Here is a 13659-nt window from a genome sequence, read left to right as displayed (position 1 = left end):
CGTCTCGTGACCTCTTTTCCGTGGCCAGACGCCCTCGTGATCCTGGGCCTTGTCGTGCTCAACGGCCTGTTTTCCATGTCGGAACTGGCCATTGTCTCGGCACGGCCAGCCCGCCTCAAGGTTCTGGCCGAAGGCGGCAGTGGCGGCGCGAAAGTGGCGTTGGAATTGGCTGCCGATCCCGGAAAATTTTTGTCGACCGTGCAGATCGGGATCACCCTGGTGGGCATTGTCGCCGGTGCCTATTCCGGATCGAGCCTGGGCGGCCCGGTGGGAGAGCGGCTGGCCGCGCTGGGCGTGCCGGCGGCCTATGCCGCCGAGGCCGGCTTTGCCCTGGTCATTGCGGTGACCACCTACCTCAGCCTGGTGGTGGGCGAACTGGTGCCCAAGCAGCTGGCACTGAACGCGGCAGAGCCGATCGCCGTAGTCGCGGCCCGGCCGATGGTGGTGATGTCGCGCGTGACGGCGCCCTTCGTCTGGACGCTCAACCGCTCATCGGGCCTGATCCTGCGCCTGTTGGGCCTGGCCAAGGGCGGCGAACAGGAAGTGACGGCCGAGGAACTCCAGATGATCTTCGCCGAAGCCACCCGCTCTGGCGTGATCGAGGAGGAGGAGCGCGCGCTGATGGCCAGCGTGATGCGCCTGGCCGACCGCCCGGTGCGCGAGGTGATGACGCCGCGCATCGAACTGCACTGGATCGAGCAGGACGCGCAGCCGGCCAACCTGGACGAGGCCATCGAAGACAGCCCGCATTCGCTGCTGCTGGTGGCCGATGGTTCGGTCGATCGCATTGTCGGCGTGGTCAAGGTGCGCGATATCCTGGCCGCGCGCCTGCGCGGGGTGGAGCCGGCGCTGGCCAGCCTGATGAAAAAGCCAGCGATCGTGCCCGATCGGCTCGATACCATGGACGCGCTGCGGGTGATCCAGCAGGCCGAAGTGGCCATGGCCCTGGTCCATGATGAATATGGCCATCTCGAAGGGATCGTCACCCCGGCCGATCTGCTTGCCGCGATTGCCGGCAATTTCGTAGCCCATGGCGATGAAGGCGATGCGCCGATGATCGTGGAGCGCGAGGATGGCTCGCTGCTGATCGCCGGCGCCTTGCCGGCCGATGCCATGGCCGATCGGCTGGGCATCGATCTGCCCGAAGACCGCGACTATGCCACGGCAGCAGGATTTGCCCTGTCGGTGCTACGCAAGCTGCCCACCGAGGGCGAGCATTTTGCCGAGCAAGGCTGGCGCTTCGAAGTGGTCGACATGGATGGCCGCAAGATCGACAAGCTGCTGATCCAGCGCGCCAAGGCGGCCACCCCGCCGGTGGAACTCGACGGGTAAGGGCGAGGCATTGGCTGGCCAAACCGCCGCGTGGCAGGTTTGGGTCGTTTCGCCTTTCCAGCGTCACCCCGGCCTTGGAGCCGGGGTCCCGCTCTTTACCTTAACCGTATGTGTTTGGCGCAAAGAAAGCGGGACCCCGGATTATGTCCGGGGTGACGAAGGTCTATACGGCAAGGATTTGCAGGTACGTCCTAGAGCAGGCCGTGGGCCAGCAGATCGGCTTCCAGGGCAGTGGCACCTTGCGCAAAGTGGTGCGTGTGCCAGCCTAGCGCGCGGGCCGTGGCGATGTTGGCGGCATTGTCGTCGATGAACAGCATGGTTTCGGGGGCCTGGCCGAATCGGCGTGCGGCCAGCTCGAAAATTGCCGGATCGGGCTTGATCAGCCGTTCCGCCCCCGACACCACGATATCGCGGCAGTGATCGAGGATGGGGAAAGTCGGGCGGAACTGCGCCCAGGCGTCCACGCCGAAATTGGTGATCGCATATTGCGGCACGCCGCGCGCGGCCAGGCGGCGCATCAGATCGTGCGTGCCGGCCACCGGGCCGGGGATGCTTTCCAGCCAATGGCTGGCATAGCGGGCGATCAGCGCGGCATGCTGGGGAAATTCGGCACTGCGCGCCGCGACCATGGTGGACCAGGGCACGCCGGCATCGTGCTGCCCGTGCCATTCCTCGCTCACCACCTCGGCCACGAATCGGGCGCGTTCGGCCGGATCGGGAATGGCATCGCGATAGAGCAGCGCCAGATCCCATTCCACCAGCACGCGGCCCACGTCCCATACCACGATGGTCGGCCGGCTGATGACAGACTGATTCGGGGCATGCGGCATCGCGCGGTTATCCGTGGGGAGGGGGCAGACAGACAGGGGTACAGGCGGGCGGCAGGCACAAACGAAACCAGCCCGCTTCCCGGACCGGGGCCGCAATCATGCGGTTACCGGGCCGGGAAGCGGGCTGGCATCAGCGTTCCGTCGTGCCGGCGAGCGGCACAACGTTCACGCACGCCGGGCGATTAGCCCTGGCGCGCCTTGAAACGACGCTGGGTCTTGTTGATCACGTAGGTCCGGCCACGGCGGCGAATCACGCGGTTGTCCCGGTGACGGTCCTTGAGCGACTTCAGGCTGTTGCGAATCTTCATGGCTATTCCCTTTGCCCGAATCCGACCCGGGCGCGAAACTGAAGGTGCGCCGTTAGTGGCCCCCCTGTGGAAAGTCAACCGTGGCATGGCAGATCGCGGTTGTGGGGATAAACCGGTCCGGGCATGGAGGGTTTCGCGCGCCGATGCGTTAAATCATATGGTTCAGCCGCGCGACAGCCGTTTTCCGGCACAGCTGCGGCCCTGTCGATGGGATTTCCTGCCATGCTCCGCCTTTCGCGCGCGCTCTTGCCGTTGTCTGCCACCGCCACGCTGGCGCCGATCCTGCTCGCCGTGGCGCCGGCCACTGCGCAGGCGCAAGGCTGGGGCGGCTGGGGTGGTGGCTATGGCCCCGGTTGGGGCGGGTATGGCGGCTTCGACGGCCCGCGCCGTGGGCCCACGGCGGCCGAACCGTCGAGCCGCATCGACGTGACATCCTATCGCAGTGCCGATGCGCTGGCGCTGCTGGGCAAGGGCAGGATCGTGGTGGCTGGCGTCGATGCCCCGGCTGACGCGCTGGAACAGGGCGCCGATGAGCCGACGCCCGACAAGCTGCCGGTTTACGAGGCCGCCGTGGTCGATTCGCTGGTGGGCCATGGCTATGACACCCAGACGGTGAGCGATGCCGGGCAGATTGCGCAAGTGGCGGTCAGCCACCAGGTGGTGGTGCCCGAAGAGCAGAAGCATTCCCCGGTCAGCGGCGCGATGAGCACGACGGTGAGCAACTACGGCTCCGCCGTGTCGCTGGGCGTGGCTCTCGACTTTACCAAGCCGGCCAAGGCGATCGTGGCCACGCGCATGGACGTGCGCATCCGCGACAAGGCCAGCGGCCGCGTGCTGTGGGAGGGCCATGCCGAAGGGATGGCGCGCGAAGGCGAGGGCGGGCTGGACGACGGCAAGATGGCCACACGCCTGGCCAAGGCGCTGTTTGCCCGCTTCCCCGAAGGCCAGGTGGTGGTGGCCGATGCCGCCGCGCCCGGTAATGGCTCGGCGGGCCTGGCGCCGGCTGGCGCTGCCCCGGCCCAAGGCACCCCCTGAACTGCGCCATGATCTGCCCTGGCCGCCCTTGAGCAGGCCCGGTGCCATGCCTATCTCTCAAGCGGAACGATCCGCACCGAGCGGGCGCCTGAGGAAGGATGCAAAGGGTATGCGCAGGCTGGCTTTTGTGATGCTGATGGCCGCGCCGCTGCCTGCCCTGGCAGCGCCTGTGCAGGTCACGCGCTTTACCACGCCCGAGATTACCGCCCGCCAAGGCCATGATGCCGTGACCGTGGTATCGGTTGGCGGTGGGCCGACGGCCGATCCGCAAAGCCTCGCTGACCAGCCTTGGCTGATGGCCGTGCAACGCGAAGTGGCGGGCCTGGGCTTTGGTGCGGCGACGCCCGGCGCTGCCGATATCGTGGCCGAAGTGCAGGTTTCGCGCGAGGCGCAGGTGCGTGGCGGCGGCAATGGCCCGGTCAGCCTGGGGCTGGGTGGCTCTACCGGCGGATGGCACAGCGGGGTTGGCCTGGGGCTGGGGTTCAACATCGGCGGCGGCCCGCGCCGCGTCGATGCCACGTTCCTGCGCGTGGTGCTGCGCGATCGCGTCAGTGGCCAGCCGTTATGGGAAGGGCGCGCCGAAAACGCCGAAAAGACCGGCTCTGCCGCTGCATCGGCCGATGTTTTGGCGCCGCGCATGGCCCATGCGCTGTTTGCGGGCTTTCCCGGCAAGTCGGGTGACACTATCTCGGTCAAATGACGCAAGAAAATTCAGCCCCCGCCCCGATTCTAGTCAACGCCGCGTTCGATGCCGGCAATATCGAGGTGCTGGCCGTCGATGGCGCCCGCGCCACACTGGCCATCCGCCGCGACAACCAGTCCGAATTTGCTCAGTGGTTCCATTTTCGCGTCAGCGGCGTGGCCGGGCGCGAGCTGGACCTGGCGATTACCGGGCTCAACACCTCGGCCTATCCCGATGGTTGGCCCGGCTATTCCGCCTGCGTTTCCGAAGACCGCCAGGAATGGACGCGCGCGGCATCCGATTTCGACCGTGGCCGCGATGGCGGCACCCTGCATATCCGCCATCGCCCGGTGGGCGACCAGGTGTGGTTCGCCTATTTCGCGCCCTATTCGCTCGAGCGCCACAACGATCTGGTGAGCGAGGCTGCCGCCAGCCCGGGCGTGTCGCACCAGGTGCTGGGCCTGTCGCTCGACGGGCGGGCGATCGATTGCCTGACGCTGGGCACCGGCCCACGTCAGGTGTGGCTCTATGCCCGGCAGCATCCGGGCGAAACCATGGCGGAATGGTGGATGGAAGGGGCGCTGGACATGCTCACCGATCCGGCCGACCCGCATGGCCGCGCGCTGCGCCAGGCCTGCACGTTCCACATCGTGCCCAATTGCAACCCCGATGGCAGCGCGCGCGGACACCTGCGCACCAATGCCATCGGCGTAAACCTCAACCGCGAATGGCACGAGCCAAGCGCCGAGCGCGCGCCGGAAGTCCTGGCGATTCGCAACGCGATGGACGCCACCGGGGTGGACTTTGCCATGGACGTGCATGGTGACGAGGCGATCCCGGCGGTGTTCCTGGCCGGTTTTGAAGGCATTCCTGGCCTCACGCCCGCGCAGCTCGACGGATACCGGCGCTATCGCGCGATTCTCGATCGGCGCAGTCCCGATTTCCAGGTGCGCCGTGGCTATCCCGAAGCCCGGCCGGGGCAGGGCAACCTGGCGATGTCCACCAACCAGGTGGCGCAGCGCTTTGGCTGCGTGGCGATGACGCTGGAAATGCCGTTCAAGGACAATGCCGATCTGCCCGATCCGGTCTATGGCTGGAGCGCGGAACGCAGCAAGCTGCTGGCGCGCGAATGCCTGGCAGCGCTGTGGGAATGGCTGCAACCGCAAGAGGGTTAAGCGCGGATAGGTGCCTTCGGTTGGAGGGCGGGGAAGCCTGCCCTCTTTACGGCGCGTTAATTCCTTTGGCGCCATGACAGGGCATGGACCGCATCCTGCCCCTTTCCGCCCCCATGCGCCACGTTGGGCCCCTGGCCAGCCGCATGCTGCACGGCCGGGGAATCGCCGCGCTGCCGGGCCGCGCCGGGCACGTGCTGGCCAGCGTGCCGGTTCTTGCCTGCGCCGCCGCGCTGATCTGCGCCGGCCGCGCGCTGCCGTTCTGAAGCAGACTTCCCCGCATTATTGCTGAGCAACCGGCGACGGTGCTGCCGCTCAGGCTGCGCCGCGCTGGCGTTGGCGTGCGCCCCAGGGGCGCTGCCGTTCCCATTCCGTGCAAAGCGCAAGCAGCGCATCGAGCGTCAGCGGCTTGCTGAACAGATAGCCCTGCGCGTGCTTGCAGCCGGCCTCCTGCAGCATGCGCCACTGGCTGGGCGTTTCCACGCCCTCGGCCACGCAACTCAGCCCAATGGTGTGGCAGAAGGTGATCACGGCGCGCGCGATGGTATCGCCATCGGTCCCGTCGAGCCCGGCGACGAAGCTGCGATCGATCTTGACCTTGTCGAGCGGCAGGCGCTGGACATAGCCGAGGCTGGAATAGCCGGTGCCGAAATCATCGAGTGCCACGTGGACGCCGATGTCGCGAAAGGCCTGCAAGGCCTGGGCCGCGGTTTCGGCATTGGCCATGACCGCGGTTTCGGTCACTTCCAGCCAGATGCGGCCCGGATCGATCCCGGTCCGCTCGATCTCGCGGCGGATGAAGGCGAGCGTGGTGGCCGAGGTCAGGTCGCAGGCGGAGATATTGAACGATACCGCGACATCGTCGGGCAGGTGCAGCGCGGCCTTGAGGCCCTTGCGGATCACTGCGCGGGTAATGCTGTGGATCGCGGTGGAGCGTTCCGCCACGGCAATGAAATCGGCGGCGGAAACCTCGCCCAGCACGGGGCTGGTCCAGCGCACCAGAACTTCCACCGCGCTCAGCCGGCCGCTTGCCAGTTCGATGATCGGCTGGAACACGATCGTCAGTTCGTCTTCCAGCGTGCTGCCCTGCAGCGCCACTTCGATCGCGCGATCGGCCCGCACGGCGGTTTCCAGCGCGGCGCTGAACACGCAGACGCCACCACCTTCGACATGCTTGGCATGATATAGCGCATAGTCGGCGCGATCGAACAGGTCGTCTGCCCCGGTGCCGGCCTGCGGGCAGTGCGCCACGCCGAGCGATGCGCCGACATGGAGCACGATTTCCCCCACCTGCAATGGCGCGCGAATCTGCTGCAGCAAGCGCTCGCAGGTGCGCGTAAAGCCGGATACGTCCGGGTCGATCAGCCCGAATTCGTCACCACCCAGGCGATAGACCTGGGCCGATGGGCCGGCGGCATGGCGCAGGCGCGCGCCGATTTCTGCCAGCAGCCGATCGCCCACGTGATGGCCATAGGTATCGTTGATCGGCTTGAAGCGATCGAGATCGAGCACACCCACGGCAAACGGCATGCCGGCGTGGGTGGTGGTCCAGGCTTCGAGATCGGCATGGAAGCGGCGGCGGTTGGCTAGGCCGGTGAGTGCGTCGGTAAGGGCGAGGCGGCGGTTTTCCTCGTTCAGCCGCTGCAGTTCGGCGTGCTGTGCCGTCAGCAGCGTGCCGGCGCGGACCTGGCCTTCGAAATGGGCAAAGCTGTTGAACAGCACGCGCAGCAGCACGGCCAGGACCAGCGCCACGTTGATCCCGATCGTCACGAAGATCAGCTGCTGGCGCGCCAGGCACATGATGATGAACGCCGGCAGCACGGTGAGCGCCACCAGCAGCGCGGCCTGGGGCAGCACGATCAGGCAGAAGATGCAGCCGATCACCGTGGTGGAGATATAGAGCCCCACGTGCGCCTGCTCGAACGGGCCGCCATAGGGCGCCAGCGCCAGGGACCAGCCGACATAGGCAAGCGCCACCGGGCCAGATACGGCGGTGATCGCGCGCAACTGCCGCCGCGCCTGTTCCGCAGTGGGCACGCCCTTGCGGGCCTGGCGCAGCCAGTGGATCATGCGGAAGAAGGTGATGGCAAACAGCACGGCGGGCACGCTGATCGTCAGGACCGCCGGTGCCTGGTGGCGGTGGGTGATCGCCACGGCCAGCGAATTGATCAGCAGCAGGCCATAGAGCAGCGGCACCTGGCGTTGCAGGTTCACCGCCTGCGACACGGCCAGCGCGGGATCATCCCCGATTTCGGCGAACCAGCGAAATGGACGCGACGCGCGCAACAGCATTCTCCCCCAGTCGGTCGAATTCCTTCGCAAACCAGGATTATGCCTGCAAAAACATGAAAAGAATCATACCGCCCGGACGGTGATCCCCGCGCGGCACGTGGGCGCCTGCCGCCGCCGCAGCGGGCGTGGCGCAGGCCAATGGCGCGCAGACGCACCAAGGCAGCCGGCAATCATGCCAAGCCGAAAAGAATATTCTGCGATTTCAGAAAATTGGATGCCCCGCGAGGATTCGAACCTCGATTGACGGAGTCAGAGTCCGTAGTCTTACCTTTAGACGACGGGGCATCGGGAGGCGCCCCTCTAGTCGGGCCGTTTCAGAGCGTCAACCCGTTTTTTCGCCTCTGCATCAGGGTGCGATCGCGCCGGTTGATCGCGCCGGCGCCAGGGCTGGCGTGGCCTCGCCGGGGCGCTTGCCGGGGGCGAACCTTGCCGCGCGGGCGCCATGACGCTACGGTGACAGGCAAGTACCCGACCGGCACCGATGCCGGCGGGAAAACATAAGCGAATTTGTATCATGGCGGAATCCACTCCGCCGGCCAGGGGACGAGGGCCGCGATCCGGCGGAAGGAACAGGCAGCGAGGGCCGCGCAAGGCCGCACCCGTGCCCGATGCCGCCGGACAGCCGCCCGCCGCCACGCCGGCCGGCCATAGCGCAGCGCAAGGCGCCGCACCGACAAAGGGCAAGGCCAAGGCCAAGGGCAACGGCCGCGCGAGAAGCCGGGGCCGCACCGGCGCGCGCCGGGGCAGGCCGGCGCCGGCCGCCGTTGCCACGCCCCTTGCCGTATCCCCCGCTCCCGGCGCTGCAGCAGCGCCGCAATCCGGCATGGCACAGCCAGATCCTGTGGCGGCGCCATCGGCTGTCCCCGCCGGGCGAGAGGTGCTGCCCGAAGCGCTGTTTGCCGCTGACGAGGCCGTGGCCCAGGGCGCGGCGCGCGCCTGGCACAAGCCGGTGCCGTTTCATCGCCAGGCCTATGCCGCGATCGATCTTGGCACCAACAATTGCCGCCTGCTGATCGCACGGCCGGCCGGTGGGCATTTCGTGGTGATCGATGCCTTCAGCCGGGTGGTGCGTCTGGGCGAAGGACTGGCCCAGTCTGGCCGCCTGTCCGACGCGGCGATGGACCGCGCGCTGGCCGCGTTGCATGTCTGCGCGGAAAAGCTGCGCAAGCGCAATGTCCACCTGGCCCGCTCGGTCGCCACCGAAGCCTGCCGCCGCGCCAGCAACGGCGCCGAATTCATCGAGCGGGTGCACCGCGAAACCGGTATCCGCCTTAACATCATCACCGCCCAGGAAGAGGCGCGGCTGGCCGTGCTTGGCTGCCATATCCTGCTCGAACATGGCGATGGGCCGGCCATGATCTTTGACATCGGCGGCGGATCGACCGAGATGGTGCTGGTCGATCCGGCCGATCCGGTGCCGCGCATCCTCGATTGGCAAAGCGTGCCGTGGGGCGTAGTCTCGCTCACCGAAGGTGTGGGGCCGATCGCCGACAGCCCGGCCGCGCGCGCCGCCGCCTATGCCGACATGCGCGCGCGCGTCGCCGAAGGCTTTGCCCCGTTCATCGAGCGCATCGCGCCCACCCGCGCGCGCGCCTTGGCCGAAGGGGCGATTCGCCTGCTCGGCACCAGCGGTACGGTGACCACGCTGGCCAGCCTCCACCTGGGTCTGCCGCAATATGATCGGCGCGCGGTCGATGGGCTGATCGTGCCGACCGCGGCGATGCGCGGCATCAGCCAGCGCCTGGCGCATCTCTCGCCGGCCGAGCGGATCGCCGTGCCGTGCATCGGGCGCGAGCGGTCTGACCTGGTGGTGGCGGGCTGCGCCATCCTGGAAACCATTTTCGATATCTGGCCGGCCGATCGGCTGGGCATTGCCGATCGCGGCATCCGCGAAGGCATCCTGCGCTCCCTCATGGCCACTGGCGGCGATGCCGTGCGCAGCCGCGAGGCGCTGCGCCAACTCAATAGTGGAGCAACCCCATGAGCCGTTCCGGCAAGGATCCGCACGAACGCCTGAAAACCGCCAAGAAGCGCACGGCGTCTTCGGCGCGCTGGCTCTCGCGCCAGATCAACGATCCCTACGTCAAACAGGCCCGCGCCGAAGGCTGGCGCAGCCGCGCCGCGTTCAAGCTGATCGAGCTGGACGAACGCTTTGCCCTGCTCAAGGGGCGGCAGCGCGTGGTCGACCTCGGCATTGCACCGGGCGGCTGGAGCCAGGTGGTGCGCAAGAAGGCACCGGCCGCGCGCGTGGTCGGGATCGACCTGCTGCCGACCGAGCCGATCGATGGCGTGACCATCTTCGAGATGGACTTCATGGCCGATGAAGCCCCTGCTGCGCTGGAAGGCGCGCTCGACGGCCCGCCCGATCTCGTGCTGTCGGACATGGCCGCCAACACCGTGGGCCACAAGCAGACCGACCACCTGCGCACCATGGGCCTGGTGGAAACGGCAGTGGATTTCGCCATCAACACCCTGGCCCCGGGCGGCGCCTTCGTCGCCAAGGTCTTTGCCGGCGGCACCGACGGCGACCTGCTCACCATCCTCAAGCGCAATTTCACCACGGTGAAGCACGCCAAACCGCCGGCCAGCCGCAAGGACTCCTCGGAATGGTACGTGATCGCCCAGGGCTTCAAGGGCCGCGCCGTCACGAGCAACCCTGCGGATGATCCGTCGGGCGAACAGGACGCCTGATCCTGATGCGCGTGCATGGCCGGGGATAATCCCCGGTCGTGCAAAGAATCCCGTTGCGATGCGCGCCACTCTCGGCTAACCGCCCGTCTCCCACCCGCGGCCCCACCCGGCGCCGCGCGACGAGAGGCCCGATGGCGGAGTGGTGACGCACCGGACTGCAAATCCGTTTACGCCGGTTCGATTCCGGCTCGGGCCTCCATCGTCCTTCGATATTATGCAGTAATATCAGTTGCTTCGGTCGTGGCTGCCGCGACTGGTCCCCACACAAGTCCCCTCAACTGGGTTTGGTCGACGTTGTCCAAGGCTGGACGTGGCGCCGGCCTTTGGCATTTTGCCCGGGCTGCGAATTTCCAGTAGGGAAGTGAAAGCATCTCTGGTTATACCGAGAGCTATGAACGCTTCCAACTACGGCATTGGGATCTACACCGCCCCCGAGGCGGCGCGCATGGTGGGCATGAATGCCAGCACCTTGAAGCGCTGGCTGATGGGCTATGATCACGATGGGAAGTCAGAGGCGGAGTTGTGGAAGCCGCAATATGCCGTGGGCGATGACGGCTTGCTTCTAGGCTTCCGCGATTTGGTCGAAGCTCGCATTGTGAATGCGCTGCGCCGCCAAGGCATAGGGCTGCCCACCATTCGGACCTGCATTCAGCGAGCCCGGGGAATTGTTGGGGATGACCGGCCATTCTCTACCCGCCAGTTCAAAACCGACGGAAAATCGATCTTCCTCGAGATCACGAAGGAACTGGCCGAGCCGGAGCTGATCGATCTGAAAAAGAGCCAGGGCGTGTTCAGGCACGTGGTGGAGCCGAGCCTTCAAGGGCTGGACTTCGGCGATAGCGGCGCTGAGCGGTGGTGGCTGCTCCCCGGAAAGAAAACGGTTGTTGCCGATCCTCAACGGGCATTCGGCCAGCCCATTATTGCTCAGACCGGCATGACGACTGCGCGGGCGATGCAGATTGTCAAAGCCGAAGGATCGGTTGAGCGAGCCGCCAAGGTCTATGAGCTACCTGTGCGGTTGCTGCGGGACGCGTTGGCTTACCAGCAAAGCCTCGGCACGCGAAAGGCAGCGTGAAACTCCTGGTCGACAACAACCTGTCACCTAAGCTCGCTCGGGGCTTGGCCGCCCTGTTCGACAGCGAACATGACGTCATCCATATCCGCGACAAATTCGGCACTGGAAGCCTGCCGGATGAGGAGTGGATCGAACATCTCGGGCGTGAAGGCGGCTGGTGTGTGCTGTCGGGCGACAGGCGTATCGCGACACGGAAGCCATCACGGGATTTGTTCCTGCGCTCAAACTTGATCGGGTTCTTCCTGTTGCCCGCCGTTCTCGATTTGCCCGTTCACAGGCAGGCGGCTCGTCTGCTCACCCTCTGGTCAGTTTTTGAAGCCGTTTCAAAGACTACAAGCCGGGCTTGTTACGATGTGGGCATCAAAGGCGACAGGCTTCGCCAGACATCCTGAAACATTTAATCGCGTTCGGGCTGGCATCGCTAAGGCTGTCTATTGCGCCACCGGCATGTCCAACACTTGACGCTGGGGCGAACGCGAATGCGCAGGCTCGCACCATTGGTATGGTCGCGATCGGCGCCCCCTGCCAAAGTCTGGCTGTCGAATCAGGGGGGCAATATGTCTGAAGCATGCGCGCAGTGCGGGTCGAAAATCAGTCAGGCTGGAATTTTCTCGAACGCTAACCTTCGCGTCAGCGCCGAAGACCTCCGCATGGTCAATTTCGTCAACGGCTCGGACTATGCCGAACTGTGCGACCACTGCGGCGGCGAGTTCAGACAGGAAGCGCATGCCCGACTCAACGGAGAACGGGAACAGCTCAAGACCGACATCGAAGCGCGACTGTCGTTTTTCCCAACGCTCACAGTCGGCGTCCTGCCCCATGGCAATGCCTACCAGGCCATCGGCTTAGTCACGGCCAACGTGACGGTAGGCACTGGCCTGTTCAACGAGTTCAGCCAAGGCGTTTCCGATATGTTCGGCGCGGTCAACCAGAACACCGGCATGGCATTCAAGGCGAACAAGGGCGAGGCAATCGCCAAAGCGATCCTGGTGCGCAAAGCGCTCGATCTGGGCGCCAATTGCGTCATCGGCACTGACATCGATTATGGTGTGACCACCAACAACGCGGCCACGGTCAATATGCAGGGTACCGCCGTGCTGGTCCCCGATCTAGCGGCCATTCTCGGCGGCCGCGCGCATGAAATGACCGCATGGATCTTGTGGGCTTGCTCCCGGGTCCAATCTCTCAGCCGCTGGCTGCGTGGCGACATCCAGCCGGGCGACACGCTCTCCACCGAATGAACGGCTTCGTAGGTTTTGCCCGCTCAAGGCTGCGATATGGACCGTCTATCCCCATTTCTGGGAATAGGCGGCGCTGCCGCAATCCATCATGGTCGCCTTCCCGTAACGGTAGGGAAAGACGATGGACCACGACGCTGCAATCGCGATCGGCACTGCTCTCGCGGCCCTGGGCGGGCTGCTGGAACGAAAAGGGATCTGCACTAAAATGGAACTGGCCGAGGTGCTGGGCGAATGTGCTGTGGCAGCGGAGGACGCTGGGCCCGAACGTGTGCGCGGGGCCGGCTACCTGGGCGCGTGGGCCTATATGGTCAAGCTCGCTGCCGATGGCGTCGGGTTTGATGATGACTAGGCGGCCGGCTGGGCGACGGAGATTGGCGGCAGGCAGGCATGTCCAAAGCTCATCGATCTATCGCACCAGTGAACCCTAAACCGCCGCAGGGCGAGAGCTAAACGATTTTTCCTAAACCGAGCCGTTCAGCTTAATCGCCATCTTCGGTCGTGCTATGTTCTGGATGTAGTGAAAGCCCCTCAATTTGATAGAGCCATTGAGGTATTGGACCTCCATGCAAAGATAATTCAGGTTTTGCGCTACCTCTGCAAAGAAGCGCGCTTGGTCCTCGATGATATCCATGTCCAGTCTATAGAGCGATATGTTGCCCATGCTTACCGCATCGCTTCGCTCGGCGAGCTCTTCGATGTCAACGTAGCAAAGTCGGTCCCCTGCGGCGCGGACCCAGTTCGTGTGCGCATATTGATTGCGGATTTTTAGACAAGTTCGCAGTCGCGCGACCGTGTCCTCGTAAACTTGCTTGGCCTTCGGATCGATCCGATTGCGGATCAACGCGTCGGCCAGATTGACGCGCTGGGTCTCCCCACGCGAGCGATAGAGCGTCTTGACCGCCAAGTTGTCAACGGCGGAGCAAAAACCGGCCACTGTGGCGGAGTAAAAGTAGGCCACTGACGTTGCGGCAGATTCAAAGCACAGGGGCCCCGATCGGGGC

At 65.6% G+C, this 13659-nt stretch carries 15 protein-coding genes and 2 tRNA genes; 12 read left to right on the top strand and 5 right to left on the bottom strand.

The features are described from left to right. Nucleotides 1–6 precede the first annotated feature (6 nt). Nucleotides 7–1332, top strand: coding sequence for a hemolysin family protein (locus tag C8K14_RS20165; RefSeq protein WP_022675721.1), 1326 nt, complete (start codon nucleotides 7–9; stop codon nucleotides 1330–1332). Between the two features lie 191 nt (nucleotides 1333–1523). Here the strand turns inward: C8K14_RS20165 and C8K14_RS20160 are convergent, their stop codons facing one another. After that, nucleotides 1524–2162 carry an HAD family phosphatase gene (locus C8K14_RS20160; protein ID WP_107718714.1) on the bottom strand — a complete coding sequence of 213 codons (639 nt, stop codon included), beginning with the start codon at nucleotides 2160–2162 and terminating at the stop codon, nucleotides 1524–1526. 182 nt (nucleotides 2163–2344) lie between these two features. Beyond that, nucleotides 2345–2470, bottom strand: coding sequence for a type B 50S ribosomal protein L36 (ykgO, locus tag C8K14_RS20155; protein WP_008069451.1), 126 nt, complete (start codon nucleotides 2468–2470; stop codon nucleotides 2345–2347). Between the two features lie 222 nt (nucleotides 2471–2692). Here ykgO and C8K14_RS20150 point away from each other — a divergent pair, with 222 nt between their 5' ends. The 4 genes from C8K14_RS20150 (at nucleotide 2693) to C8K14_RS22735 (ending at nucleotide 5625) form a co-directional block, all read left to right on the top strand. Next, the gene (locus C8K14_RS20150) at nucleotides 2693–3505 is read left to right on the top strand and encodes a DUF4136 domain-containing protein (RefSeq protein WP_199223786.1); all 813 of its coding nucleotides are present in this window, start codon (nucleotides 2693–2695) and stop codon (nucleotides 3503–3505) included. Between the two features lie 109 nt (nucleotides 3506–3614). After that, nucleotides 3615–4205 (top strand): DUF4136 domain-containing protein, encoded by a 591-nt coding sequence (locus tag C8K14_RS20145; protein ID WP_022675724.1) that lies wholly within the window; start codon nucleotides 3615–3617, stop codon nucleotides 4203–4205. Continuing rightward, nucleotides 4202–5362 (top strand): M14-type cytosolic carboxypeptidase, encoded by a 1161-nt coding sequence (locus tag C8K14_RS20140; protein WP_107718712.1) that lies wholly within the window; start codon nucleotides 4202–4204, stop codon nucleotides 5360–5362. The genes C8K14_RS20145 and C8K14_RS20140 overlap by 4 nt, the downstream gene beginning before the upstream one ends. Before the next feature lie 113 nt (nucleotides 5363–5475). After that, nucleotides 5476–5625, top strand: coding sequence for a hypothetical protein (locus tag C8K14_RS22735; protein WP_158272950.1), 150 nt, complete (start codon nucleotides 5476–5478; stop codon nucleotides 5623–5625). A 49-nt stretch (nucleotides 5626–5674) separates the two neighbouring features. Here the strand turns inward: C8K14_RS22735 and C8K14_RS20130 are convergent, their stop codons facing one another. Together C8K14_RS20130 and C8K14_RS20125 are read right to left on the bottom strand one after the other, a co-directional pair. Beyond that, entirely contained in the window at nucleotides 5675–7645 is a 1971-nt protein-coding gene (locus C8K14_RS20130; RefSeq protein ID WP_158271979.1) for a bifunctional diguanylate cyclase/phosphodiesterase, read from the bottom strand. Nucleotides 7646–7862: 217 nt separating this feature from the next. Continuing rightward, nucleotides 7863–7936 (bottom strand) — tRNA-Gln (locus tag C8K14_RS20125). Nucleotides 7937–8165: 229 nt separating this feature from the next. On the opposite strand from C8K14_RS20125, the gene C8K14_RS20120 reads away from it, so the two are divergent. The 7 genes from C8K14_RS20120 (at nucleotide 8166) to C8K14_RS20090 (ending at nucleotide 13007) form a co-directional block, all read left to right on the top strand. Beyond that, a complete protein-coding gene (locus tag C8K14_RS20120; protein WP_369974070.1) occupies nucleotides 8166–9635 on the top strand; it encodes a Ppx/GppA family phosphatase in 1470 nt (489 codons plus the stop codon). Further along, entirely contained in the window at nucleotides 9632–10342 is a 711-nt protein-coding gene (locus C8K14_RS20115; RefSeq protein WP_022676557.1) for an RlmE family RNA methyltransferase, read from the top strand. The genes C8K14_RS20120 and C8K14_RS20115 overlap by 4 nt, the downstream gene beginning before the upstream one ends. A gap of 125 nt (nucleotides 10343–10467) precedes the next feature. Further along, nucleotides 10468–10541, top strand: a tRNA-Cys gene (locus tag C8K14_RS20110). A gap of 192 nt (nucleotides 10542–10733) precedes the next feature. Next, a complete protein-coding gene (locus C8K14_RS20105) occupies nucleotides 10734–11417 on the top strand; it encodes a hypothetical protein (protein ID WP_107718710.1) in 684 nt (227 codons plus the stop codon). Continuing rightward, on the top strand, nucleotides 11414–11809 hold the full coding sequence (locus C8K14_RS20100) for a hypothetical protein (protein WP_107718708.1): 396 nt from the start codon (nucleotides 11414–11416) through the stop codon (nucleotides 11807–11809). The genes C8K14_RS20105 and C8K14_RS20100 overlap by 4 nt, the downstream gene beginning before the upstream one ends. A gap of 165 nt (nucleotides 11810–11974) precedes the next feature. Further along, complete coding sequence (locus tag C8K14_RS20095) at nucleotides 11975–12658, top strand: heavy metal-binding domain-containing protein (protein WP_158271978.1); 684 nt, start codon at nucleotides 11975–11977, stop codon at nucleotides 12656–12658. Between the two features lie 121 nt (nucleotides 12659–12779). Next, complete coding sequence (locus C8K14_RS20090; RefSeq protein WP_107718704.1) at nucleotides 12780–13007, top strand: hypothetical protein; 228 nt, start codon at nucleotides 12780–12782, stop codon at nucleotides 13005–13007. 111 nt (nucleotides 13008–13118) lie between these two features. Here C8K14_RS20090 and C8K14_RS20085 read toward each other — a convergent pair. Next, a partial coding sequence (locus C8K14_RS20085) for a hypothetical protein (protein ID WP_208110666.1) occupies nucleotides 13119–13659 on the bottom strand: 541 nt, incomplete at its 5' end.

Origin of the sequence: Novosphingobium sp. GV079, assembly GCF_003058045.1 — a bacterium.
GTDB classification, from domain to species: domain Bacteria; phylum Pseudomonadota; class Alphaproteobacteria; order Sphingomonadales; family Sphingomonadaceae; genus Novosphingobium; species Novosphingobium capsulatum.
The sequence above is the reverse complement of the archived record's forward strand: the minus strand, read 5'-3'. Positions and strand labels throughout refer to the sequence as shown.